29 protein-coding genes are annotated in these 23,884 nt (G+C 63.2%); 12 read left to right on the forward strand and 17 right to left on the reverse strand.

What is annotated here, in order from left to right; genetic code table 11:
- Nucleotides 1-347 precede the first annotated feature (347 nt).
- Together AB8717_RS03560 and phaR are read right to left on the reverse strand one after the other, a co-directional pair.
- Nucleotides 348-626, reverse strand: coding sequence for a hypothetical protein (locus tag AB8717_RS03560; protein ID WP_443749657.1), 279 nt, complete (start codon nt 624-626; stop codon nt 348-350).
- Between the two features lie 43 nt (nt 627-669).
- Nucleotides 670-1,302 (reverse strand): polyhydroxyalkanoate synthesis repressor PhaR, encoded by a 633-nt coding sequence (phaR, locus tag AB8717_RS03565; RefSeq protein ID WP_443749658.1) that lies wholly within the window; start codon nt 1,300-1,302, stop codon nt 670-672.
- Nucleotides 1,303-1,634: 332 nt separating this feature from the next.
- On the opposite strand from phaR, the gene AB8717_RS03570 reads away from it, so the two are divergent.
- From AB8717_RS03570 to AB8717_RS03580, 3 genes are all read left to right on the forward strand, one after another.
- Complete coding sequence (locus AB8717_RS03570; RefSeq protein ID WP_443750848.1) at nt 1,635-2,810, forward strand: acetyl-CoA C-acetyltransferase; 1,176 nt, start codon at nt 1,635-1,637, stop codon at nt 2,808-2,810.
- A 57-nt stretch (nt 2,811-2,867) separates the two neighbouring features.
- Nucleotides 2,868-3,590, forward strand: coding sequence for an acetoacetyl-CoA reductase (gene phbB / locus AB8717_RS03575; protein ID WP_443749659.1), 723 nt, complete (start codon nt 2,868-2,870; stop codon nt 3,588-3,590).
- Between the two features lie 340 nt (nt 3,591-3,930).
- On the forward strand, nt 3,931-4,713 hold the full coding sequence (locus AB8717_RS03580; RefSeq protein WP_443749660.1) for a DUF4908 domain-containing protein: 783 nt from the start codon (nt 3,931-3,933) through the stop codon (nt 4,711-4,713).
- Between the two features lie 40 nt (nt 4,714-4,753).
- On the opposite strand, the gene gloB is transcribed toward AB8717_RS03580, so the two are convergent.
- Nucleotides 4,754-5,500: a hydroxyacylglutathione hydrolase gene (gene gloB, locus AB8717_RS03585; protein ID WP_443749661.1), complete on the reverse strand. Its 747-nt coding sequence runs from the start codon at nt 5,498-5,500 to the stop codon at nt 4,754-4,756.
- A gap of 74 nt (nt 5,501-5,574) precedes the next feature.
- Here gloB and AB8717_RS03590 point away from each other — a divergent pair, with 74 nt between their 5' ends.
- The 3 genes from AB8717_RS03590 (at nt 5,575) to AB8717_RS03600 (ending at nt 8,050) form a co-directional block, all read left to right on the forward strand.
- A complete protein-coding gene (locus AB8717_RS03590; RefSeq protein ID WP_443749662.1) occupies nt 5,575-6,318 on the forward strand; it encodes a class I SAM-dependent methyltransferase in 744 nt (247 codons plus the stop codon).
- 49 nt (nt 6,319-6,367) lie between these two features.
- Nucleotides 6,368-6,856: a SixA phosphatase family protein gene (locus AB8717_RS03595; RefSeq protein WP_443749663.1), complete on the forward strand. Its 489-nt coding sequence runs from the start codon at nt 6,368-6,370 to the stop codon at nt 6,854-6,856.
- A 126-nt stretch (nt 6,857-6,982) separates the two neighbouring features.
- Nucleotides 6,983-8,050, forward strand: coding sequence for a quinone-dependent dihydroorotate dehydrogenase (locus tag AB8717_RS03600; protein ID WP_443749664.1), 1,068 nt, complete (start codon nt 6,983-6,985; stop codon nt 8,048-8,050).
- Nucleotides 8,051-8,312: 262 nt separating this feature from the next.
- Here the strand turns inward: AB8717_RS03600 and flgH are convergent, their stop codons facing one another.
- From flgH to flgF, 4 genes are all read right to left on the reverse strand, one after another.
- Nucleotides 8,313-9,050: a flagellar basal body L-ring protein FlgH gene (gene flgH, locus AB8717_RS03605; RefSeq protein ID WP_443749665.1), complete on the reverse strand. Its 738-nt coding sequence runs from the start codon at nt 9,048-9,050 to the stop codon at nt 8,313-8,315.
- An 8-nt stretch (nt 9,051-9,058) separates the two neighbouring features.
- Nucleotides 9,059-9,805, reverse strand: a complete 747-nt coding sequence (flgA, locus tag AB8717_RS03610; protein WP_443749666.1) for a flagellar basal body P-ring formation chaperone FlgA — start codon at nt 9,803-9,805, stop codon at nt 9,059-9,061.
- Nucleotides 9,806-9,951: 146 nt separating this feature from the next.
- Entirely contained in the window at nt 9,952-10,743 is a 792-nt protein-coding gene (gene flgG, locus AB8717_RS03615) for a flagellar basal-body rod protein FlgG (RefSeq protein ID WP_443749667.1), read from the reverse strand.
- 149 nt (nt 10,744-10,892) lie between these two features.
- The gene (gene flgF / locus AB8717_RS03620) at nt 10,893-11,642 is read right to left on the reverse strand and encodes a flagellar basal-body rod protein FlgF (RefSeq protein ID WP_443749668.1); all 750 of its coding nucleotides are present in this window, start codon (nt 11,640-11,642) and stop codon (nt 10,893-10,895) included.
- 286 nt (nt 11,643-11,928) lie between these two features.
- Here flgF and AB8717_RS03625 point away from each other — a divergent pair, with 286 nt between their 5' ends.
- From AB8717_RS03625 to AB8717_RS03650, 6 genes are all read left to right on the forward strand, one after another.
- Nucleotides 11,929-12,570, forward strand: a complete 642-nt coding sequence (locus AB8717_RS03625; protein WP_443749669.1) for a flagellar basal body-associated FliL family protein — start codon at nt 11,929-11,931, stop codon at nt 12,568-12,570.
- 139 nt (nt 12,571-12,709) lie between these two features.
- A complete protein-coding gene (gene fliM / locus AB8717_RS03630; protein WP_443750849.1) occupies nt 12,710-13,747 on the forward strand; it encodes a flagellar motor switch protein FliM in 1,038 nt (345 codons plus the stop codon).
- Between the two features lie 105 nt (nt 13,748-13,852).
- On the forward strand, nt 13,853-14,659 hold the full coding sequence (locus AB8717_RS03635; protein ID WP_443749670.1) for a DUF6468 domain-containing protein: 807 nt from the start codon (nt 13,853-13,855) through the stop codon (nt 14,657-14,659).
- A gap of 11 nt (nt 14,660-14,670) precedes the next feature.
- A complete protein-coding gene (locus AB8717_RS03640; protein WP_443749671.1) occupies nt 14,671-15,588 on the forward strand; it encodes a MotE family protein in 918 nt (305 codons plus the stop codon).
- 51 nt (nt 15,589-15,639) lie between these two features.
- Nucleotides 15,640-15,876, forward strand: coding sequence for a hypothetical protein (locus tag AB8717_RS03645; RefSeq protein WP_443749672.1), 237 nt, complete (start codon nt 15,640-15,642; stop codon nt 15,874-15,876).
- Nucleotides 15,876-16,166 carry a type II toxin-antitoxin system RelE/ParE family toxin gene (locus AB8717_RS03650; RefSeq protein ID WP_443750850.1) on the forward strand — a complete coding sequence of 97 codons (291 nt, stop codon included), beginning with the start codon at nt 15,876-15,878 and terminating at the stop codon, nt 16,164-16,166. Before AB8717_RS03645 ends, AB8717_RS03650 begins: the two co-directional genes overlap by 1 nt.
- Nucleotides 16,167-16,318: 152 nt before the next feature.
- On the opposite strand, the gene AB8717_RS03655 is transcribed toward AB8717_RS03650, so the two are convergent.
- From AB8717_RS03655 to AB8717_RS03700, 10 genes are all read right to left on the reverse strand, one after another.
- The gene (locus AB8717_RS03655; RefSeq protein WP_443749673.1) at nt 16,319-17,698 is read right to left on the reverse strand and encodes a hypothetical protein; all 1,380 of its coding nucleotides are present in this window, start codon (nt 17,696-17,698) and stop codon (nt 16,319-16,321) included.
- A complete protein-coding gene (locus tag AB8717_RS03660; RefSeq protein ID WP_443749674.1) occupies nt 17,698-18,015 on the reverse strand; it encodes a hypothetical protein in 318 nt (105 codons plus the stop codon). The genes AB8717_RS03655 and AB8717_RS03660 overlap by 1 nt, the downstream gene beginning before the upstream one ends.
- 20 nt (nt 18,016-18,035) lie before the next feature.
- Entirely contained in the window at nt 18,036-18,767 is a 732-nt protein-coding gene (locus AB8717_RS03665; RefSeq protein WP_443749675.1) for a hypothetical protein, read from the reverse strand.
- A gap of 280 nt (nt 18,768-19,047) precedes the next feature.
- The gene (locus tag AB8717_RS03670; protein WP_443749676.1) at nt 19,048-19,626 is read right to left on the reverse strand and encodes a hypothetical protein; all 579 of its coding nucleotides are present in this window, start codon (nt 19,624-19,626) and stop codon (nt 19,048-19,050) included.
- Entirely contained in the window at nt 19,623-19,940 is a 318-nt protein-coding gene (locus tag AB8717_RS03675) for a hypothetical protein (protein ID WP_443749677.1), read from the reverse strand. The genes AB8717_RS03670 and AB8717_RS03675 overlap by 4 nt, the downstream gene beginning before the upstream one ends.
- On the reverse strand, nt 19,937-20,113 hold the full coding sequence (locus tag AB8717_RS03680) for a hypothetical protein (protein ID WP_443749678.1): 177 nt from the start codon (nt 20,111-20,113) through the stop codon (nt 19,937-19,939). The genes AB8717_RS03675 and AB8717_RS03680 overlap by 4 nt, the downstream gene beginning before the upstream one ends.
- A gap of 8 nt (nt 20,114-20,121) precedes the next feature.
- On the reverse strand, nt 20,122-20,550 hold the full coding sequence (locus tag AB8717_RS03685; RefSeq protein WP_443749679.1) for a hypothetical protein: 429 nt from the start codon (nt 20,548-20,550) through the stop codon (nt 20,122-20,124).
- The gene (locus AB8717_RS03690; protein ID WP_443749680.1) at nt 20,543-20,749 is read right to left on the reverse strand and encodes a hypothetical protein; all 207 of its coding nucleotides are present in this window, start codon (nt 20,747-20,749) and stop codon (nt 20,543-20,545) included. The genes AB8717_RS03685 and AB8717_RS03690 overlap by 8 nt, the downstream gene beginning before the upstream one ends.
- Nucleotides 20,750-20,752: 3 nt before the next feature.
- The gene (locus AB8717_RS03695) at nt 20,753-21,034 is read right to left on the reverse strand and encodes a DUF2312 domain-containing protein (RefSeq protein ID WP_443750851.1); all 282 of its coding nucleotides are present in this window, start codon (nt 21,032-21,034) and stop codon (nt 20,753-20,755) included.
- A 158-nt stretch (nt 21,035-21,192) separates the two neighbouring features.
- Entirely contained in the window at nt 21,193-23,874 is a 2,682-nt protein-coding gene (locus AB8717_RS03700; protein ID WP_443749681.1) for a toprim domain-containing protein, read from the reverse strand.
- Nucleotides 23,875-23,884: the final 10 nt, after the last annotated feature.

Raw genomic sequence — 23,884 nt, forward strand, 5'->3', positions numbered from 1 at the left:
AAGACTTCATCGTGGATAGCACGGATCGCCGCTGTGCGGCGACACGGATTTTATGCGGGTGCTTGGGAGAGGGCCATTTGTGACGGCGCGAAGCGCCGATCCGTGTAAATCCGTGGCCAGAACCTTAGCCGAACACCGAAAAGATCAGCGTCACCAGTACGACGTCGAAGGCGCGCGTCATCAGGCGCGGCATAAGGGGCGATTTCGGCTTGGTGGTGAACACGGGCGACTCCGGACAAAGGTCGTCCGAAGGTCTGCAAGTCCCGTGCCGTGGTTAAGGTGGTTGCGAAGTTTCAGGAAATGTCGGAAAAATCAGCGGCTTGAGCGTCGAGCGCGGTAAAGGCGCCTCAGATGTCGGTGCGCGTCACGCGGCCGGGCTGCGGGCGGCGGTCGTTCGGCCCGGAATATTCCGACTTGAGATAGGTCGATTTTGCCCGCTCGAGCGTCTCGGGGCCGCCCTTCAGCCCGCGCTTTTCGCCACCGCTCAACACCTGGGCGGCAAAGGTCGGGTCGGCATCGTTGGGCGCAGGTTTGGCGCGACGGCGGCGCACCTGCTCACCGGTGCGGTCGATGACGGGGCCCGAAGGGACGGGCAGGGTCGAATTTCCATCCTTGAAATCGCTCATGCCCGTCACACTACACTACGAAAGCTAAAAGATCAGTAGACGTTTAAGCCTTCTTCGCAAGCGCGTCGATCTGCGCCTTCATGGCCTCCATCTGCTCGCGCAGTTCGCGGACCGTGTCGGTTTCGCGCGCGGCGGGGGCAGCCGCCGGGGTAGCCGGGGCCACGTCGCCTTCGGTCGCGCCGGGCGTTGCTGCATTAGCGAACGAGAAGGGGGAGAACATACGCATGGCGCGGTCGAACATGGCCAGGTTCTGCGAGACCTGCTCGTCGAAATAGCCGAGGCCCGGTGCACCGCCGAAGGCCTGCGAGAACTGCGAGCGGAAACGCTCCTGCTGCTTTGCAAAACCGTCGAGCGACATTTCGAGATAGGTCGGCAGCAGATTCTGCATCGAGTCGCCGTAGAAGCTGATCAGCTGGCGCAGGAACTGGATCGGCAGCAGGTTCTGGCCGCGGCTCTCTTCTTCGAAAATGATCTGCGCCAGCACCGAACGCGTGATGTCGTCGCCGGTCTTGGCGTCGTAGACGACGAAGTCGACATTTTGACGCACCATGTCGGACAGGTTGTCGAGGGTGACGTAGGAGCTGGTCGCGGTATTGTACAGCCGGCGGTTCGCATACTTCTTGATGATGACGCGTTCGCCTTCGCCCTTTTTGGCGCGGGTACGGGTTTCTGTCATGGTCGCAACTCCCTTTTTTCCGGCTGCCGGAAGCCCCCGGGCACGCCTTATGTCATTGAAAGTCTAACCTCTTTTTTGCCATTGCGTAAAGAGGGGCGTTGTTTTGACGTAAATGTCAGTAAAAACAATGTGTTGCGTTGCAAAAAAGCCACCCGCGCCGCCAAAACCCATATTGCGCAACAAATCTGCACAAAAAAGTGTTCAGCCGCCGGGCCTGCAATACCGCCGGGCAACCGCCGGGGGTGATTCGCCCGTCTTGATTTCGCGCCTCAGGTGTCCTAAGTGCGCCTGTATCCTGAATATTTCTCAGTCGAAGAGGCTTCCCCATGTCCATCCAAGACGTCGTTATCGTTTCCGCCGCCCGTACCCCCGTGGGCTCGTTCCTGGGCGCGCTCGGCTCACTTCCGGGCCATGAACTGGGCGCGGTGGCGATCAAGGCGGCCATCGAGCGCGCCGGCATCGAGGCGGGCGACGTCAGCGAAGTGATCCTCGGCCAGGTCCTGCAGGCCGCGCAAGGCCAGGGCCCGGCGCGCCAGGCGTCGGTCAAGGCCGGCGTGCCGGTCACCAGCCCGGCCTGGAGCCTCAACCAGATCTGCGGCTCGGGCCTGCGCGCCGTGGCGCTGGGCGCCCAGCAGGTCGCCCTGGGCGATGCCGCCATCGTTGTCGCCGGCGGCCAGGAAAGCATGTCGATGGCGTGCCACGCCGCTTATATTCGTGCCGGCCAGAAGATGGGCGACCTGTCGCTGATCGACACCATGATCAAGGACGGCCTGTGGGACGCCTTCAATAACTATCACATGGGCCAGACGGCCGAGAACGTCGCCGCCAAGTACAATATTTCGCGCGAAGACCAGGACGCCTTTGCCGTCACGTCGCAGAACCGCGCCGAAGCCGCCCAGAAGGCCGGCAAGTTCGACGCGGAAATCGCGCCCGTGACCATCAAGGGCCGCAAGGGCGACACGGTCGTCGACAAGGATGAATACATCCGCCACGGCGCGACGATCGAAGCCATGGCCGGCCTGCGCCCCGCCTTTACCAAGGACGGGACCGTCACCGCCGGCAACGCCTCGGGCCTCAATGACGGCGCCGCCGCCGTTGTGCTGATGTCGGCCGCCGAAGCCGCCAGGCGCGGGTTGAAGCCGCTGGCGCGCATCGTCGCCTCGGGCACGTCGGGCGTCGATCCGGCCATCATGGGCACCGGCCCGATCCAGGCCACGCTCAACGCGCTGAAGAAGGCCAACTGGTCGGTCGGCGACCTCGACCTGATCGAAGCCAACGAAGCCTTCGCCGCCCAGGCCATCAGCGTCAACCGCGAGCTGGGCTGGGATACGTCCAAGGTCAATGTCAACGGCGGCGCCATCGCCATCGGCCACCCGATCGGTGCTTCGGGCGCCCGCATCCTGACGACGCTGCTGCACGAAATGCAGCGTTCGGGCGCGAAGAAGGCCCTGGCCACCCTGTGTATCGGTGGCGGCATGGGCGTCGCCCTGGCTGTCGAAGCTATCTAAGTTTTTTACCGGCCCGGCTAACCCCCGGGCCAAATTTTTTGAGAGAGGGACTATATTATGGCTCGAGTTGCACTGGTTACCGGCGGCACCCGCGGCATCGGCAAGGCGATCGTCAAGCGTTTGAAGGACGCAGGCCTGACGGTGGCCGCCGGTTACGCCGGTAATGAAGAAAACGCAAAAAAGGTTGCCGACGAACTGGGCGTCATGGTCGTCAAGGGCAGCGTCGATAACTTCTACGACTGCAAGCGCTGCGCCCAGGAAGTCGAAGCCCAGCTGGGCCCGATCGACGTCCTGGTCAACAATGCCGGCATCACCCGCGACGGCTTCTTCCACAAGATGAGCCTGGAGCAGTGGCAGGAAGTCATCCACACCAATATGGACAGCGTCTTCAACATGACGCGCCAGGTGATCGAAGGCATGCGTGAGCGCGGTTACGGCCGTATCATCAACATCTCGTCGATCAACGGCCAAAAAGGCCAGGCCGGCCAGACCAACTATTCGGCCGCCAAGGCCGGCATGATCGGCTTCACCAAGGCGCTGGCCATGGAATCGGCCGCCAAGGGCATCACCGTCAACTGCGTCGCCCCAGGCTACACTTCGACCGAAATGGTCTCGGCGATCGCCCCGGCCGTGCTGGAAAAGATCGTGGCGGGCATCCCCGTGGGCCGTCTCGGCACGCCGGAAGAAGTCGCCGAAATCTGCGCCTTCCTGGCCTCGGACATGGCGTCCTTCATCACGGGGGCGACAATAGCCGTCAACGGCGGCCAACACATGCTTTGACGCCCTCTAAGCGCACCCCGGTGGGCTGCAAGCCGTCACCTTTCGGGCTTCCGGTGCTCACGTACTATATGTACGCTCCGCTCCGGGTCCCGAAACGCAACGGTTTTCGCCTCACCGGGCCGGCTTATAGGACGCCAAAGGGCTTGGGAGCTTTTGATCCATTTGGTTCAAGAGGTAGGGCGTTGTTAACCAAAGCCCGGGAAAGTGCGGTATAATTGCCGCACTTTTGCATTTGTGGGATCGGTTGCAAGACAAGCCAAATGTGCCCCCATTGCCGTCTTAAATCCGCCCAACTCGACCCGCATACATCCTGGCGATGAGCAGCGGTACCGGACAATTAATGCGGCGTGTAGCAGGCGCTTTTGTGGTGTTCGCCACCCTGTGTGCCGTGTCGGGCGCCGAGGCCCAGACCTTCAAGTCCTTCCGCGACAAAATCTTCGGAAAACCTGTTGAAGACGGCCGTTCCAGCCAGGCCGTGCCCAAGGTCGCCCACTTCGTTTCCGAAGACGGCGAAAGCTTTATCTTCGACTCCAGCCAGTCGATTCCGCTCCTGCGCTTCGACGGCGACGACGAGGTCTTCGCGCTGACAGCCACTGCCGGCACGCGCGGCGACATTATTTACAAGAATGACATGGGACAGCCCGTCCTCAAGGCCACGCGCTGGGGCGGCATGGTGCTGTTCTCCGATGGCCGGCCCATGGGCGACCCCGTCGCCGTCAAGGGCAAGGCCGACAACTTCCAGCCTTCGCGCATGTCGCCGGAACAGCTATGGCTGCACCTGGCCAAGTGCGCCTACCGCGCCAGCCGCTCGATCGAACACAAGGTCCTGTTCAACGCCGACGCCGATACGCCGGGCGATTCGACCATCACCCTGTTCGCCGACGCCGCCACCGTCGCGTCGGACGCCCTGATCCAGGCCTCCGAACAAAGCGATGCGCGCCACGCGCTCGATGGCCTGCACGAAGTCCGCTTCGTCGAAGGCCGCCCGCCCAGCGCCCATTTCGATAACGGCGTCCTGGTGCTGAAGCTCGATCCCAGCCGCGGCACCTGGGGCGGCCATGTCTCGTCCAAGCGCATCGTCAAGGTATTGTCGGCCTCGTTCTCGCTGGCCGTCGGGCACTAAAGCGGACAGGTCTGTACCTGTTTCAACCTCCGCCTTCTGCTTATTTGAATACGTCCTTTGCCGCGCGGACCTCGGCGAACCTGGCCGCCTGGGCCTCGAATCCTTTCTCGCGCAACGGATAAACCAGGAACGGATTGGTCGCCTTTTCCTCGGCCACGGTCGATGGCACCGTATATTGGCCTGTTTCGCGCAGATGGTGGATGTGTTCGCCCCGCGCCTGTAACGCCTCGCTCTCCCCCAGGCTTTCGGCGAACTTCAGGTTGGCCAGGGTATATTCATGCGCGCTCCAGATGACCGTATCGTCCGGCAGCGCCGATAGCCGCGACAGGCTCGACCAGAACTGTTGCGGCGTGCCTTCGAACATACGCCCGCAGCCCAGCGGAAAGATGCAGTCGGCGACAAAGACATTATGACCCGCCGCATCGAGATAGCCTATAATGCCGTGCGTATGGCCGCTGAGGTCGATGACGTCCAGCCGGGTTTCGCCGTGCTGGAAGACGTCGCCGGGTTTCAGCACATGGTCCAGCGGCCAGTGTTCGGCCACTTCCGCCGGCCCGTATATGTCGCAGTTGAAATGCGCCTTGACCGCGGCATTGCCGCCGCCATGATCGGGATGCCAGTGCGTGTTCAGGATATAATCGACGTGCCAGCCCAGGGCCTCGGCGCGCGCGATGATCTTCGACGCTTCGGGCGTATCGATGCAGGCGACCTTGCCCGACGCCTCGTCCCTGACCAGGAAGCCGTAATTGTCGCTCAGGCAGGGAAAGATATCGATTTTTAAACCCATGTTCGCATCAGTCCTGATAAAAGCGGGAATCTGGCTTATATAGGCTGAAAGTTCCCAAACGCGAGAGCATCCGATTGCGCCGTTCGGTCGAAGACCTCAACCGCTTCTACGCCACCCCGGAAGGCCAGGTGGTGCAACGCCTGGTGGGCCTGAGGCTGCGCGACCAGTGGAACGATGTGCGCGGCCTCGATGTGCTGGGCATCGGCTACACCACCCCTTATCTCGATCCGTTCAACGAAGCGCGCCGCGTGCTCCAGGCCATGCCGGCCGGGCAGGGGGCCGAAATCTGGCCGGCCGACCTCAAGGTGCGCGCGGCGCTCGTCGAGGAAGAGGCGCTGCCGTTTCCATCCGCCCTGTTCGACCGCATCCTGATGGTCCATGCGCTCGAGGAATCGCCCTCGCCGCAGAACCTGTTGCTCGAGGCGGCGCGCCTGCTGTCGCCCAACGGCAAGCTGATCCTGTGCGTCGCGGCACGCGGCGGCCTGTGGGCGCACGCCGAAAAGACGCCCTTCGGCTATGGCCAGCCTTATTCGCGCGGCCAGCTCGAAAACGCCGTGCGCGAAGCCGAGCTCGAGCCCATGGCCTGGTCGCACGCCCTGTATGTGCCGCCGGTCAGGTCCTTGCTGCGCTGGGCCAATACGCTGGAACGCGTGGTGCCGCATATCTGGCCCTTGACCGGCGGCCTGATCCTGATGGAGGCCGGCAGGCGGCCCTTCGTCGCCACGACGGCCAAGGCGGCGCAGAAGTCGCTGCTGCCCGAACTGCGGGGAGTATTGGCCCCGGCGGGTGCGCCCGTGCCGACGTCGCGGAACCGCTAACCGCATTTTCCACTTGGCATCCACCCGGACTCCGCGCCATATCGCGCTCATGAAACAGCTGATCCTGATGCGCCACGCCAAGGCGGAAAAAGATGCCGAAAGCGGCGAGGATTTCGATCGCGCGCTCGCCAAGCGCGGCCGCGAAGAAGCCCGCTCGGTCGCCGAGGCCCTGAAAGCCTATGGCATCAAGCCCGACTTCGCCCTGGTCTCGCAGGCGGCGCGGACCCGCGGCACCTTTGCCGAGGTCGAGGCCGTCCTGGGGCCGATCCGCGCCGACATCACCAAGGACGCCTATAATGCCAACGCCGACACGCTCCGCCGCATGATCGAGGCGCGCGAGGACGAAGGCCAGTGCGTGCTGGTCGTCGCCCATAATCCCGGCATCCAGGTGCTGGCAGCCGAATATCTGTACGAAGGCGCCTCCGGCCAGGACGTGCTCGACGTCGTGCGATCGGGCTATCCGACGGCGACGGCGACCGTTTTCGAAGTCGATGTCGCCGGCCGCCCGACCTATGACGGCATTTATCTGGCGAAGTAGCTCCGCGCCGCAGGCGCGGCAAGGGCGCCAATCTTTTCGATTTTGGGCCGCCGCGGCTCGTGCCGCGTGCCGGCGCACAGCGTCGGCAACAATGCTCCGCGCCGCAGGCGCGGAGAAAGGAAAAACATGTACAAGTTCGCTTCCCGGGCCCTGCACGTCCTGCAGCCCGAAGACGCCCACGTCCTGACGATCAGGCTGCTCAAGGCCGGCCTCGGCCCCGTCTCCAGCCTGGACACGCCCGAACTGGCGGTCAGCGTGCCGTTCGACGGCGGGACGCTCCGTTTTCGCAACTGCATCGGCCTTGCCGCCGGCTTCGACAAGAATGCCGACGCGCCGCTGGCCATGCTGAAGGCCGGGTTCGGCTTTGTCGAATGCGGCACGGTGACGCCGCTGGCCCAGGCCGGCAACCCCAAACCGCGCCTGTTCCGCCTGACCGAAGACCAGGCGGTCATCAACCGCATGGGTTTCAACAACGAAGGCCTGGACGTCTTCGCCGAACACATGGAGCGCCACCTGCCGAAACGCGGCAAGGGCGTCATCGGGCTCAATATCGGCGCCAACAAGGACGCCACCGACCGCATGGCCGACTATGTCACCGGGCTTAAGCGGCTGTGGGGGCTGGGCGACTATTTTACGGTCAATATTTCTTCGCCCAACACGCCGGGCCTGCGTGCCTTGCAAGGCAAGTCCTATCTCGACGACCTGCTGGGGCAGATCGCCGAGACGCGCGCGGCGCTGAAAGCGGCAACCGGGCGCAACATGCCCGTGTTTCTTAAGATCGCCCCCGATCTCACCCCGGCAGAAATTGCCGATACGGTCGAGCCGACGCTGAAGCACGGCCTCGACGGGCTGATCGTATCGAACACGACCCTGTCGCGTGACGGCCTGACCTCGCGCTTTCGCGACGAGGCCGGCGGCATGTCCGGCGCGCCGCTGTTCGAACTGTCGACCACCGCCCTGCGCATCGCGCGCGAGGCGTCCGGCGGCAAGCTGACGCTGATCGGGGCCGGCGGGGTCGATTCCGGCGCGCGGGCCTATGCCAAGATCCGCGCGGGCGCGTCGTTGGTTCAGCTCTATTCGGCCATGGTCTATCACGGGCCGGGTCTCGCCGACGCCATCCGCCGCGACCTTGTGGTGCGGCTCAAGGCCGACGGCTTCCGTTCGGTCACCGAAGCGGTGGGAACCGGCCTTTAATCAATCGGAAACCTAATTGGTTACAATAGGATAGCCGAATCGGGCGTCATGCTCCCCGATGCGCGTCTGCTCATGCGCGGATGAAGCGTTCGAATCCTTCCTTATAAAATTCAAAGGTTTGCGCGAATAGATTCGCAATCGCGGCGAATCGCGTCTTGCGTCAGCCGCCAAAGGTTAAGGTGTCGACAGGGAGGGCGCTGAAACCTGCATGATTTCAGCGCTCTACATGGTTAATTTCATCGTGAATTTAGCGCTGTTTTTATCAGAACGGGCTGTACTTGTTCATCATCGCCTGGGCCGCCGGGACCTTGACCATATCGGTCTGGTCGCCGCGCCCGCCGTACGAGATGCGGGCCTCGGCAAGCTGCGTGTGCTTGATGGTGTTTTCAGAAGAAATGTCTTCGGGACGGGCGATCCCCGACACGGTCAACACGCGGACTTCACGGTCGGTGCGGACCTCTTGCGAGCCCTGGATGACCAGGTTGCCGTTCGGCAGGACGCCGGTGACGACGGCGGCGATGGTCAGGTTGATCTTTTCGGCGCGCTTGATGGTGCCCGAGCCCGAATTGCTGGCCGAGCCGGAGGCGCCCAGCGCATTGGCCGGGTCGTAGCCCGAGGGGAAGATCTTGCCGAGCGACGATTCCAAGCCGAAGACGGTCGGTGTCTTGGCCGAGTACGAATTGGTGCGCGAACCCGTGGTCGAGTTGCTGGTCTGGGCGCTGTCGTCGATCGATACGGCGACGGTCAGGATGTCGCCGACGCCGCGGGCGCGCTGGTCGTTGAAAAAGGTGCGCGCGCCGACGCGCCACAGCGAATTGGCCGAGGCCGGCGTGGTCTGGGCCATGGGCACCAGGGCCTGTTGTTGCGGCACGATGGCGGCCGGGTAGCCCATGGGGCTCATCGACGGGCCGTTGACGGCCTCGCGGACGGAACTGCAGGCGCCCATGGACAGGCAGGCCAGGGACAGGGCGGAAAGGGTCAGGAGGGGCTGGATACGCATGATTTGTCTCAACGGGCTGAGAGGAACATTCTGGAGCGGAGCTGGTCGGCGGCGGGGCCGGCCAGGGCTTCGCCGGGGCCGGTGACGATGGCGTCGATCATCTTTTTCGAAGTCGGGTTCTCGATCTGCAGGACGTCGCCGATGGCGGCGTCCTTCTGGGCCGTGCCGGTAACCGAAAGGGACAGGGCGCCCGACGACCAGGTCACCTTGACTGGATCGGCGCGGTGAACGACGGTCGGCTGGCCCAGCGCGCTCATACGGATGACCGCGCCTTCGCGGACCGGATAGCGCACGGACTTGCCGATGACGGACGAGGCGTCGCGCGGCATGTCGCCGCCGGCCGCCGGGACCTTGGCGAAGGTCATGTCGTCGGCCTGGACGATCTCGCCGGCGTTCATGGAATGGCTGAAAACCAGGGCTTCCATGGCCTTGCCGGATACGGCGGACGGAGCGGCTTCGGCCACGGGAGCGTCGGGGCTGCCGACGGGGGCCGCGCCGTCCGTGCCCGAGGTCACGACGATGCGGCGGATGCCGCGCGGATTGTCCCAGGTCAAGCCGTTGCGCGCCGTGACCATCTGCACGGTGGCGGCATCGAGCACGGCATTGCCGCCGTTGCGGTAGCCCAGAACGATGCCGGCCTCGTTCGGACCCGCGCCGTCGAACACGTCGCCGACCGTGATGCGGCCGTCGCCGTCGGACGGGTTGGATTTCAGTGTGAGAGTCCCCGCAAACGCCGTGGCGGGAAGCATAATCATGGCCGCCAGGATAAGGGATGATCCGAAGGCCCTGGCCTTCGGCAAGCGCGACTGCGTGCCGCCGGCTGTCCTCAAAGCGCGAAGCGTCAGGACAACGCTTCGGGGGCGGCGAGCCTTTGCGGCGCTTGAGCAAGCAAAAACTTTCATTACGCCCTCGCCAGCTGGCTGGTGGTTTGCAGCATGTCGTCGGCGGTCGTGATGACCTTCGAGTTCATCTCGTAGGCGCGCTGGGCGACGATCAGGGCGGTGATTTCCGAGACGGCGTCGACGTTCGACGATTCGACGTAGTTCTGCATCAGGGTGCCGAAGCCGGTGTCGCCGGGGTTGGCGATGTTGGGTGCGCCCGACGAACCGCTTTGCATGAACAGGTTGTCGCCGATCGCTTCCAGGCCGGGCTCGTTATAGAAGGTTGCCAGTTGCAGCTGGCCGACGACGGTCGGCGCCGAGCTGCCGGCGGTGGTCACCTGGACCTGGCCGGACTTGGAGATGGTGACGCCGGTATTGTTCTGCGGGATGGTGATGGCCGGCTGCACAAGGTAGCCGTCCTGGGTGACCAGGCGGCCCTGGTCGTCGAGCGCGAAGTTGCCGGCGCGCGTATAGGCGGTTTCGCCGGACGGCATGGTGATCTGGAAGTAGCCCTTGCCTTCGATCGCGACGTCGTACGGGTTGTCGGTCAGGGTCGGGGAGCCCTGCGTCAGGATGCGGTAGACGCTGCCGGTCTTGACACCGGCGCCGATCTGGATGCCGGTCGGCACGACGGTGCCGGAGTCCGAGGACTGCGCGCCCATGCGCTCGACATTGTCGTACAGCAGGTCCTGGAACTCGGCGCGCTGTTTCTTGAAGCCGACCGTGTTCATGTTGGCGATGTTGTTCGAGATGACCTCGACGTTCATCTGTTGGGCGGCCATACCCGTGGTGGCGGTTCTCAGTGCACGCATCGTACTATCTCCCGGTAATTACCGTTGATTTTGAACTCCGGATCGCAGAGCGATCCGGCAAGGGCGACCGCCCGCCGCAGCTCGTGCCGCGAGCCCGCGCGGCGCTTGAGCGCCAAGCAAAAGAGCCGTGGAGCGGTCAAAAACTCTCATCATGCCACCTTGCCCAGCCGCTCCACGGCCGTTCGGGAAAGGGTGTTGTTTTGCTCCATCATGGCGGAGATCTGCGAATAGGTGCGGTTGATCTGGACCAGCTTGGTGATCTCGACCATGGGGTTGACGTTCGACGATTCCAGCATGCCCTGGCGGACGCGGGCGTCGGTGGCCGGCACCGTGCTGGCGCCGTTGGTCAGGGTGAAGTTGCCGTTGCCTTCCTTCTTCATGTCGGAAAGGTTGGCGACGCGGACGACCGAGATCTTGCCGACACGCAGGGTCTGGCCCTGAGCGGTCTGGCTGACAATGCCGTCCTGGCTGATGACGGGGGTGCCGTTCTTGGGATCGAGCACGATCGGGCCGCCGTCACCCAGCACGGTGTCGCCATTCTGGGTGACCAGGGTGCCGTCCTGGTTCAGGCCAAAGGCGCCGTCGCGGGTGTACTGCGTGCCGTTGGCCGTCTGAATGGAGAAGAAGGCGCCTTCGCCGTCGATGGCCATGTCATAGGGCGAACCCGTCTGGGTCAGCGTGCCCTGCTTGAAATTGCGGCCCACGCCGTTGTCGTAGGCGAAGTTGGCGGGCGTGCGGATCGGATCGTCGTACGCCGGGGCGCCGAACTGCGAATTGACCAGCAACTGCTCGAACTTGAATCCGGTCGTGTTCATATTGGCCAGGTTGTTGGCCGATATGTCCAGCTCCCGTTGCAGGGTGATCTGGCGCGACAGGGCGACGTAGTTGGCGTTATCCATCGGAGGACCTTGGACGGGCGAAAAAAGGGAAGGGACGAGGCCGGCGGCATTTTGCGCGAACGGCGGCGTTAACCATGATTTTTCCTGATGCAATCGCCGTGCCACTTTCGTAACCCATTGATTTTACGGTGGGTCGTTTTTAGCGTTGACGGTGCGCCCGGCAAAAAATGCCGCCCGCCCGCCGCGGTAACAAGCAATCGTTAACACTTGTAAGGAATTATGGACGTCATGCCCGCCGGCGCTTCGCGGCCCCGGCGCGTCCTATCCGTTTCTGCAAGGTGTCGTTTTGGCCAAGACCAAGGACAAGAAGAAGGAAGCCGAAGCCCCGCCGGTCGACGCCGCGCCCGAGGGCGAGGAGGGCGATGCGCCCAAGAAGAAGGGCTTGCCGGTCATGCTGATCGCTATTGCCGCCGGCGCGCTGATCGTGCTGGGCGGTGGCGGTGCGGCCGTCTATTTCCTGTTTCTGGCGCCCAAGCATCCGCCGGCGGCAGAGGGCGCCAAGGATGGCGACCACGGCAAGAAGGACGACAAGAAGAAGGACAAGAAGAAGGAAGGCGACAAGAAGGAGGGCGGCGCCAAGGTCGATCCCAAGACCCTGCCGGTCAAGGCGGAAGGTCCGAACGGCATCACCTACTATACCTTGCCCGACGTGGTGGCCAATATCGAGAGCCCCGACGGCCATGCCTCGTATCTCAAGCTCAAGCTGACCTTCGAATGCCCCGACGACGATACGGTCGAGACGCTCGACGAAAGCCTGCCGCGCGTCAACGACATCCTGCAAGGCTTCATGGGCGAGCTGCGGCCCGAGGACCTGGCCTCGTCGGCCGGCGACTACCAGCTGCGCCTGGAAATCCTGCGCCGCATCAACCTGGTCCTGGCTCCGCACAAGATCAATGCCGTCCTGATCGAAGAAAAGTTGATTACCTAGTACCATGACCGGAGAAGTCGATCAGGAAGCCATGATGGCCCAGTGGGAGGCGGAGCTTGCCGCCGAAGCTGAGGCCGCGGCCGGATCCGGCGCCGGAGGGGGCGGGGACGGCGGAGACCTTGCGGCCGAATGGGAAGCCATGGTTGGCGGCGGCTCCATGGGCGAGCGCTTCAACATGCCCGTGGGGGCGGAGCGCATCCTCAACCAGGACGAAATCGACAGCCTGCTCGGCTTCGACCTGTCGGAAGACGACTACAACGAACGCTCGGGCATCCGCGCGATCATCAATTCGGCGATGGTGTCCTATGAACGCCTGCCGATGCTCGAAATCGTCTTCGACCGGCTGGTTCGCCTGATGACGACGTCGCTTCGCAACTTCACCAGCGACAACGTCGAAGTCTCGCTCGACAACATCTCGTCGATCCGTTTCGGCGACTATCTCAATTCGATCCCGCTGCCGGCGATTCTCGCGGTGTTCCGCGCCGAGGAACTCGACAATTACGGCCTGCTGACGGTCGATTCGAACCTGATCTATTCGATCGTCGACGTGCTGCTGGGCGGTCGTCGCGGCACTGCGGCGCTGCGTATCGAAGGCCGTCCCTACACCACGATCGAACGCGTGCTGGTGCAGCGGATGGTCGAAGTCGTGCTCAACGACGCCAAGGCGGCGTTCGAGCCGCTGACCCCGGTCAATTTCAACCTCGATCGCCTTGAAACCAATCCGCGCTTCGCCGCCATTGCCCGGCCGGCCAACGCCGCCATCCTGGTCAAGCTGCGCATCGACATGGAAGACCGGGGCGGGCGCGTCGAACTGCTCTTGCCGTACGCTACGCTGGAGCCGATCCGCAAGATGCTGCTGCAGCAGTTCATGGGTGAAAAGTTCGGCCGCGATAACATCTGGGAAAGCCACCTGGCCACCGAGCTGTGGACAACCCAGATGGAAGTGCGCGCCGTGCTCGACGAACAGCAAATGCCGCTGTCACAGGTCTTGAATTTCAAGGTCGGTGAGACGATCGTATTGAATGCTAACGCTGATTCTCCGGTTCAGCTGCGCTGCGGGGCGATTCCCCTGACCACGGGGCGGATGGGCCGCAAGGGCCACTCCATCGCCGTGCGGGTCGACAGCCCGCTGGCGTCTTCGGCGAAACGACGGCTGCTGCAGACGCGGAAGAAGTAGTGTCCGCAAACGGCGCGCAAAATTTGCGCCGTCCGCCCGAAGAAATCGGGTGATTCCAAAACAAGAAAGGAACCCGCCGGGCAGATGTTGTCGGCGAACGCCATAATGGATTTTGTCCTCATGGGGCTGCTGGTCGCAGCCCTGTGGTTCGGCGTGCGCCTCGACAAGAAGCTGAAAGCCCTGCGCGGCGCCCACGAAGGCTTTGCCAAGGCGGTCGGCGATCTCGACCAGGCGGCGATCCGCGCCCACCACAGCCTCAAGGAATTGCGCGCCGACGCCGACGAATCGCAGGACCTGCTGCACGGCCGCATCCTGGCGGCGCGCGACCTGCTGCAAAAGCTCGAAACCCAGGTTGGCCGCGCCGAGCGCGCGGCCCGTGAGCTCGACGGCCAGGTCGGCCGCGCCGGCCAGGCCCAGGTGCGCGCCGAAGAAGCCGCGCGCCGGCTGGAAAGCGCGCCCCGCTACGAGGCTCCGCGCTACGAAGAGCGCCGCCCCGAGACCCGCCCGGAACCCCGATATGAAGAGCGCCGTCCCGAGCCGCGCGCCGAGGTCCGTCCGCAGCCGCGCCTCGAAGAGGATGCCGACTATAACCCCGCCTGGTCGTCGCCCAAGGCGCCGTCCGTGGCGCGCGGCCGCAATGGTGAAGACCGGCAGGCCCGCGATCCGTTCGAGCGCGACATCATTCGCTTCAACGGCGCCAATGGCGCCGGTGCCCGCCGCAGCGTCCTGCCCGAGGTGCCGCACGAGGACGAAAGCGACCTGATCGACAAGGTGCAGATGTCGGAGCTGGTCGTGGCCAACCTCAATGAAATGATCCGGTCGCTGACAATGCCGTCGCGCCAGCCCGAGCCGCTTGTTCGCTCCGTCGAAGACGACCTCTTCGGCGGCGAAGATGCGCCGCGTAAACGATAGTAGAGTAACCTATGGCCAACCTTCCCCGACTGTTGCCGATCATCTCCGTCGCCGTGGGCGGCGTGCTGGCCATGAAGGCCATCACCAGCATGAATGTGCTGCCGGATGTGTTCCATGCCGCGACGGCGTTCGCCGCCGACAGCAAGAAGGCGGGCGATACGCCAAAGGCGAGGCCGGTGGCGAAGAAGGCCGCCAAGGGCGCGGGCGGCGAGGTCAGCAAGGAAGATGATCCGACCGAAAGCTATGCGGTCGATCCGTCGTTGCTGAACGCGGCCGACGCCTCGTCCTCGGCCAAGCCGGCGGCCGCCGAAGCCGCGACGCCCCAGCCGCCGGTGTGCGCCACGTCGGTAAAGGATTTGGCGGCTCAGGCGGGGATTTCGCCCAACGAACTCAACATCCTGCAGAGCCTCGGCCAGCGCCGGGCCGAGCTCGACCAGCGTGAGCAGGGGCTGAATTCGCGGGAACAGCTGATCCAGGCCGCCGATGACAAGCTCGACGCCCGCATCAACCAGTTGCAGGGCCTGAAGACGCAGATCCAGGGCCTGCTCGACCAGGCCAACAAGACCTCGGCCGACGACACGGTGCGCATGGTCAAGGTCTATGAGTCGATGAAGCCCAAGGACGCTGCCGCCGTGCTGACGACGATGAGCGACGAGGTGCGTTTGCCGATCGCCGCCGGCATGAAGGACCGGGCCCTGGCCGCGATCCTCGGCGCCATGACGCCCGACGCGGCGCGCGACCTGACCGAAAAGCTGACCAGCCGCATGAAGGGCACGTCCAACATGCAGCAGCAGCTCGACAAGATGACCGCCAATGGCAGCACGGCTTCGTCCGCGCCCGCTACGCCGGCGGCCCCGGCCAAGGGGGCTGCCAAGCCGGCCAAGCCGACGGCTGCTGCGGCGCCCGCTGCCGGCAAGGCGAAGGCGTAAAACTGGCCGATCAACTGGCCTTTTCTGCGCAGGTGTGGCAAAGTCTTCGTCATGTCTGTGAAATTCGACATTACGCCCGAACTGCAAAATCGTATTGATGCGATCGCTACGCGTTCGTCATTGTCTCCATCCGAGGTCATCACGGATGCACTGGTCAATGGCCATTCGCTTGAGTGGCAAGAGCGTTTTCTGGACAAGGTCGCGCGTGGAATAAAAGCGGCTGACGGCGGCGAATTTGCCGATCAGGCTGCAATTGATCGTGTTCGGAACAAGTACCGTCCTACGTGATGGATGTCGCGTGGACTATTCCCGCTTTGGACGATCTTGACGAAATCCAGGATTATATCGCGCAAGATAGCCCAATAACGGCCCATCGTTTTATCGTAGATCTCATGGATCGGACCAATGCCGTGCTTGGGGCGCAACCGATGGCTGGGCGACCCGGGCGTTTACCAGAAACGCGTGAATGGATAGTGCCCCGAGCGGCCTATATTGTCGCTTATAGGGTAAATAAGTGCATCGAAGTGTTAGCGGTGATCAACGCCGCTAAGCAGTGGCCGGACGATCTGACACATTGAGTGCGCGTTTAGGCCCTTAAGTCACTTTTACATTTCCCATTAACCGACGTTTAATGCTGGTATTAACGCGGAATTAGAAAAACCATTAAATATCAGCCTATTTTCCGACTTTGGGAACCGGTTTCCGACTTCGGGAAAGTCGGACGTCCGACTTAGCCACCATCGGTTGCCAGTTCGATCGCCTGGGCGTCGGCATAATCGAGCAGGATTCGCGCTGTTTCGTGTGCGCCCTCCTCGAGGAGCTCGATGTAGTGGTCGCGCAAAATCCGCTCAGCCTCTTTCTGACTATGGCCGGTCCAAGGCGGGATCTTCTCCATGCTGACGCCGGCCATAAACAGCCGCGTTACGCAGGTGTCGCGCGTGTCCCTTAGCTGATAGCGCGACAGTTCGGCCAGTTCGGGCCAGGTGCCGTTCTTCACGGCGGCCAGGGCCGCTCGCCGGGCCTCCTGGAAGCGATCTCCGATCGACCGGCTCGTATGGGGTTGCTTGACGCGGGTCCCGGTCCGCTTGTCAGCGTAGCAGAGGAATGGTGCCGCCTCAGTGCTGGCGTATTCGGCGCCGTCGTTGATGACGTCGGCCCGCCGGCGCTGGATCCGGGCTTGAACGGCTGGCATCATGGTAGTGATCGCCTCGACGCCGGTCTTCTGCCGGCGATATCGCCACGTCGACTGGGACAACGTGCCGATCGTAGCCTTGACCATGTCGACCTGACTTGCTGCGGTCCAACAGCCCAAGGTGACCGCATCCGCCACGTCCTCAAAGCTGTTCGCATCGCAAAAACGCACGAAGGCCTTCTCGGTCGCAAATGGAATTGAAACGGTCCGGCCCTTGGGCTTCTCCAGACCGAGGTGTGTCGCCGGCGACTCTTTGTTCCAGCCGGCATGCCTGGTGCCCCACCGAAATATTGCGGCCGTGACCGCCAGCGTCGAGTGTGCGGTCGCTACGCTCGTGGCCTTCAGCACTTCACTGTACCATTGGTGGACCATCGGCCGGTCGATTTCATGGACGCTGTGGCGCCCAAACCGGTCGCGCAGCCGACGGCTTTGCTTGCGGTAGAGTTCGATCGTGGCCGGCGCCAGGCGTCGATGGTTGTCAGGGCTTTGCTGAGCAACGAAATAGGCGTCGATCAGATCGGCGACACTTCGGCCGCCCGTCCGTCTGAGTGTCACTTCGGGGCGGCATTCTATCAACGCCTGCGACTTTTCGAGGATGTCGGTAATGGCTCGACGTGAGGCGCGTGCATCATCGGTTTGTGGCTGCGGCAGTTTTACAAGGGCTTCGGCCAAGGTGAGGCGAGCCTCGGCGCCGCGAGCGTTGTCTAGAAGCGCGGTGCGATAGGTCGCGGCCCACTCATGGCGCAAATCGGCGATGCTGATAGCCTGGCCGCGATCGGCTATCCATTGACCGTCAAGGCCCTTTATGTCGAAGCCGCTGATGCCGATTGCCCTATTGGCGGGTGAAGGTTCCCAGCGCGGCCGGCCGTCGCGCCACTTCAGACCATTGCGCATGTTCAAGGGGGCTTTTGCCACCATCAAAGTCCTTTAAGCAGGCTCGCGACCTTTTTGTCGCGTCCGGTCGGCTCGGCCTCATTTGCATTCGCAGAGGGGGCAACCTCTGAAAACGACTTGCCGCTCATGAAGTCTCGGACGTCGGCCATCCGCCACCTGGGCCGCTGATATTTCCCGCGGCCGATGAACGGTGGCGGAAACCCCTCAATAGAACGCCAGTTTTCCCGCGTCCACTCGTAGGATCGTCCAATAATGTCGGCCAATTGGACCAAAGAGACAGTCCCGCGCGCGCCAGCCAACGGCATAACGTTTTCGTTATGTTCCATAACGGATTTCGGCATGTCGTTGGCCGGGCTTGTCATCAGATCAGCAGATCCGACTGCCGGTAAAGCCGGGCGCGCGCGCCGGGCTTAAGGTTGATGCCGGTGTAGTTGCCGGTCCAGCCGCGCTCGAAGTGAAACCAGGCGTGCTCGAGCGGCTTGTTGCACTTCGGGTCGTATTCACCGAGGCGCATAGGGCACCGCTCGGTGCACGGCAGGAAGTGCTTAAGGTTGCCGATCGGGTTGGCCTGGTGCAGCGGATACCGGCCGACCGTACAGATGAAGCTGAGGCGCTGCAGAACTATCACGTGCCGGCAGGTTTTCTGCGCCTGGTAGACCATCTTTTCGGCCATGTCGCCGAGCTCGCCATCGAAAGGCGGGTTGAAGATGGCCACGCTCTCGACGTCGCCGGCATCGGCTTCGAAGGTCATGGCGTCGGCGATCGGGAAGCCCTTGCCCCAATCGTAGATATCCGAGCCACGCACGTCCGGGAAATATTCGCGTAGCGGCACAACCATGTGACCGAGGCCGGCGCAAGGGTCATAGACCACGGTGCCGGCCGGAATTGCCGGCCAGGTCGGGAAGATCAGCGCGCCGATCGTCTCGATCGCTGCGCGGACGTTCCATGGATGCGACGGAAACAGCTGGTGCTTGTGCGCCATTTCCATGAAGTCGGCCGGCCGGAAGGCGTCGACCTGCAGGTTGTCCATGGTCGGCTGCAGCTTTCGGCCTTCGGAAACGGCGACGCCTCGTTTGGAGCGTGCGGCTGTCATGCGACACCGCCTTCTGCCGGCAGGACGCGAAGCATCCAAAAAACGTAGCTGAGGCCAAGCATCTGAGGATCGCGCTTGACGGTGCCAGCGCGCTCCATCGCCTGCAGGCGCAGGTACAGGTGCGCGTGAAACGCCCTGTAGGCCGATTGGTCATGAAGGGTAACGGTCCTGGCCCTAAGTATGCGAGACGCTATATTTGACGTGCGAATGCTGGTCGGTTCGCCAGGGCGCAGGGCCGAGCGTATCTCGCACTCGGTCACAGGGTCAAAATCGGTGCCGGTCATTGTTGACCGCCTTCGATCGGGGCATAGCTGACGACGATGCGCCGCGTATAGATCTCCGCGCGCTTCCGCCGCTTCCGGATCTTAGTGATTTCGGCTTCGACTTCGTCCATCCGCCAAGGCGCGAACAACTTGGCGCCAGGCAGCGACCAGGCCGTCATGACCGCGCCGTCGGAGCGGTATCCCGTAAAATAGCGATGGTCGACCGCGATAACGACCGCCACATTCCCGTTGCTGCCGCCGGCAGGAAACACTTCAGCCTGCGCCCAATCGATGAAATAGTGCAGCTTCTCAAGGTCGCCGTGCAGCCCCTTCATTTGCCACAGACGGTCAATGGCTTCATGCGCCTTGCGAAACACGTCGTCATCTTTGAGCGAGCGCATACCGTTGATGCGTTCGGCGACCAGGCCGGCGATGCGCTGGAGATGCTTGCGCCAGTCGTCGTCGCTCATGTTTTCGAACGGTGCCGGCGCGTTCATCACGGCCAGGGTCGCAATGAGTCGGCCGGGATGTTCGGTCAGTTCCACTGCCGAGCCGACGATCGTGGAATACGGTGCTACCGATGCGCGCAGTTTCATGCGGCTTTCCTTTCTTCAATAAGGGATTTTCGGGCGGATTGAAGGGCTTCGAAGTCGGCACCGGAGACGACGGCCATCAGAACTGGCTTTTCCTCGTCTTCGACGCGGCCGTAGACGCAGGCCTCGACCTGGTCGCGCGGCTGTTCCGGTCGCAGGGCGAAATGATTAGCCGGCCGATCGAGGCGCTGCTCGAGGACGGTAATCACCTCATCCGGGGCCGCTGTGCCGAGGTAGTGCCAAAGCTCGGAGGATCCGCGCGGGATATCCGCGCAGCCGGGAGCCCAGGCGGTCAGGTGGACGATGACGCCGATCATGGCCGACGGTTCCGCCGGCTAGAGTGCAGTTGGACCGAAAAGACCAGGTACAAGGCGACCAGGACGAGCAGCTCGCCGATTCCGAAGGCGAGCAGCATAGCCAGCCAGCCGAACGGCGCAGCCAAGGCCTCGAAGACCAGGCCGACGACGATGATGAGGACCGCGTATTTCATGGCCGGCCTCAAAACGGGATTTCGTCGTCAGACGCGAAGGGACTGTTGCCGACCAGCCGAATCTCGGTGGGCATGATCTTTCGCTCGGCGATCGCGACCTCGACCGGCATCATCACGTAGAATTTGTCGCCGATATGGATGCCCGCCATGCGCAGCGCTTCTTGGCGCGCGCCTTCATGGGAGACGTGCTGGTACCGGGGGGGATAGGGGCCGTTCGGGTTCCACACCAAAAAGCCAGGGTGGCTGTGGTCGATCACAGCGGGCTGCGCAGGCAGGACCCCGAGTTGTTCGGCCGTCATCACAATGAGGGCGTCAATTGTCGTGCGGTCGGGCTGTCCGCTCTTTGGGGCGAAAGTCCTGCATGTGTTCCGGATCAACTGCGCGAGGAATTGGCCCGCCGCGAACGCGTCGGGATCTGGTGACGATGTCTTAGACATTGTCCTCTCCTTTACTTTTATAGGATTTTTTTGCGGCGTAGCGCTTGCGGCTGTAGTCGCGGGCGTGGTTCAGGTTCCGCTGGCGCCAGGCGCGCATGTAGGCGCGGCGCCCTTCGGGATCGGTCGCCATGTCGAGCTGGTACTGCAGCTTGGCACGGGCGCGGACGGCTGCCTGACGTTCTTCAGGGGGCTGTGCCATCGGTCAGCCTTCCAGCGCCGACATGTAGAGGTCGATCATCGCTTCCTCTTCGGAGAGCGCGGCCTTGTCCGTTTTCCGGATCCTGACCACCTTTCGCAGGATCTTCACGTCGAAGCCTTCGCCCTTCGCCTCCTGGTATACTTCCTTGAGGTCGTTCGTGACGACGGCCTTGTCTTCCTCAAGCCTTTCAATGCGTTCGATGAACGACTTGAGGCGGCCTTGGGCGGCGCCGGTGATCACGTCGTCGGAGCTGAAGGACGGCGTGTCGCCGCTGTTGTCGCCGATCGGCGCCGGGGCGGGCCGCGGCTTCTGCGCCGCTGGGCTATGCGTCGCGCACTTGTAGATTTTGCCGGCGCGGCCGAGCGTGCTCTCGGTCCAGCCCGCCGGCAACGTGTCGGCCGTGGTCACGGAATCGCATTTCGAACATTCGAAACGGGGCACAGTTAATGTCCTTTCTTGGTCTGAGCCGCCGCTTCAGGAGTCTTGAACACCCAGCAATGCAGGTGCCTGCCGGTGACCGTGTTGACGGTCGCCTGCTCGACAAAGGGGCGGGATTTGGAGGTCTTGAGGTGCCGTTTCAGCTCGTCCAGCGGCGGGCAGGAGATGTTCTCCTTGCGGCACCGGGCCTCGAACTGCTGAAGGTTGATCGCGATCAGGTCTTTTGACTTACGGTGCAGATTGAGCGGGTCGTTTGTAAGTTCGAGTTCCTGCGCTTCGAGGTAGGTGAAGACGTCCCAGAAATCGGCGACGATCTTCGGATCGGCTTCGAGCGCCTGGTCGCGGTCGACGGCGAGGCGATCGATATGGGCGTGCGTCCGGTCGAGGATATCGGCCGGGATCTTCATCACGGCGGCCAGGGCCTCGAGCCCGGCATGTAGTTGCGCGAAAGTTTCCCGGATGCGGTTGTTACGGACCTTGCGGCCGCCTTGGAGGAAGGACGCCTCGTAGGTGCCACAGACGGCCTTGAACTTGGCGAGATAGGCGTCTTCGCGCCTGATGATGTGGACCATCGTGCCGGACACCGAGTCGACCGGCCAGCGCTTCAGCAGCTCCGCCGCGACCTTGGTGTCGGCATTCCAGCCGTCCTTGGTGAAGAGCATGTGCATGATGCGCTCCATCACGGCTGGCGAGGCGTTGACGGGGTAGTTCTGCTCGATGATCAGGGCGCCGCGGAACGGCGGTTCGTAGGTGTCGTTGCCGTTGTTCTTGACGCCACGGGAGCGGACAACGCGGCCTTGGAAAAGCGGCTTGATCTCGTCCCAGTCGAATTTGCGGCTGTGCGGCGCGTCCTCGTTGCGGTCGCCTTCCATGAAGACGACGGGCAGGTTGGCGACGCGCGCCAGGTTGCGCGCCATCGCTGCCGGCGTTGCCTTGGACGGGTCGAAACCTTCGTAGTTTTCCCGGCCGCACAGCTTCCACAGGAATTCGATCAGGGTCGATTTGCCGGTACCGGGGATGCCGGACATTTCGATAAAACCGAGCAGCTTGTATTCGGCGCGGATCTGCTCGGCGAAAAACGCCATTACCCAAAAGGTCAGGGTCACGATGCCGTTGCAGCCGAAGGCCTGCCAGATCGTCTGCAGCCAGCTGGTGTCAAAGTTTTCGGTGTCGTACTCGATCGACAACATGCGGTCGTGTGACCGGAGCTTCAGCTGCACCGGTCCGAGGTCGAAATAGTCTTCCTCGGTGATCGGCAGCACCTTGCCGCGATACACCGCCAGGTCGCCGAGCACCCAGGCGCCGTGTTCCTTGCTGTAACCGGTGAAGTCGAGCGTCTGGACGCGCTTGATGCCGCGCTCGCGCTGCTGCGACACCAGGATGTCGAGCTGACGGGTGGAGCCCAGCCACTGTGCGCCGGGATCTACGCCGAGCAGGCGCTTTTTGAACTCGGCCGCGGCGGCGAGCGTGCCGGCCGTGAAGGTGGCCTTCGTCGGCGGGGCGTCGGTCGGTGTATCGACGCGCAGGTAATAGTGGCTTTCGTCAATCGCCTTGTCTTCCTGGAAGTACAGGATGCGGAAGGCGCAGTTGGCGATTTCGGAGACGTTGGCGCAGGCGCGCGCGGCGACCAGCTCCTTGACGTCCTCCTTAAGGACGGTCTCGGCGATCTTTGCCTCGTCAAAGCTGGCCCACCAGGTGCGATTGTCGTGAACGAAGCTGAAGCTCGACCAGCCGTGCCGCTTCCACAACAGCAGGGCCTTTTCGGTGGCATTCTCGGCAAGGAGAACCTCGCCGTACCACAGGTACGTTTCCAGCCACGGCCGGCCCTTGTCGTCCACCCCTTTGAGGCGGTCGCGTTCGAGGAGGTCGTTCCAGTCGAGCTTGTCGGTTTCGCCTTCGGCGCGGGGCTGCGCCGCGATCGCGCGCCAGCCTTCCTTGTTGGCGCGTTCAACGAATTTCCGGGTGTACTCCGTACCGGCGGCGCCGACGTCGAAGGCGAAGACCAGCTCGGGCAGCGGCTTATTGTGTTCGGCACAGTGCCGGCGGAGCTCGTTGAGGCTCTTTTCCGGGTAGTTATAGACCGACATAGCCGACGTGGCCTTCAGGCCTGCCTGGCGCAACGCCAGGGCGTCGAAGATGCCTTCGGCGATCCAGATCCTGTCCGCCCCGGCGAGCGCCGGCGTGTCCTGGTCGGGGGCATTCCACCAGAAACCGCCATACGACGCGCCCGGCCGGAATCGTGCCTTCCGGTCGAAGCGGCCGGGCTGGTCGATCAGCCGCTCCCACCAACTGCCGCCAGGCAGCGGAAAGCGGACCGTGGCCGATGTCAGGTTGCGGTCGCGGTCGTGATAGGTCTCCTGGCTATAGCAGCCGCGGAGACCCATCAGATTGATTTTGCGGTTGTGGTAGAGGTAGGCGTCGGCCGCGGCGTTCGGGTCGGCTTCCGTGGCCTTGAAGCGGTTCGACCAGGTGTCGAAGATTTCGGGATAGGCGCCTTTTACGCTGATCTCTTCGCCGCAATTGTTGACGCGGCCGCATTTGAGCACCCAGGGGCCTTCGGCATGGGCGTACAGCTCGCGCTTGCCGCACTTCGGACACTTGCCCTGCTGCAGCCATTTGCCCTTGGGCTTCAAGCCGTAGTCGCTCGTTATGCGGGCGAGAACGTCTTTTAAAATGGCGTCTTCCATGGACATCTTG

This window comes from Asticcacaulis solisilvae (assembly GCF_052327315.1).
GTDB lineage: Bacteria > Pseudomonadota > Alphaproteobacteria > Caulobacterales > Caulobacteraceae > Asticcacaulis > Asticcacaulis solisilvae_B.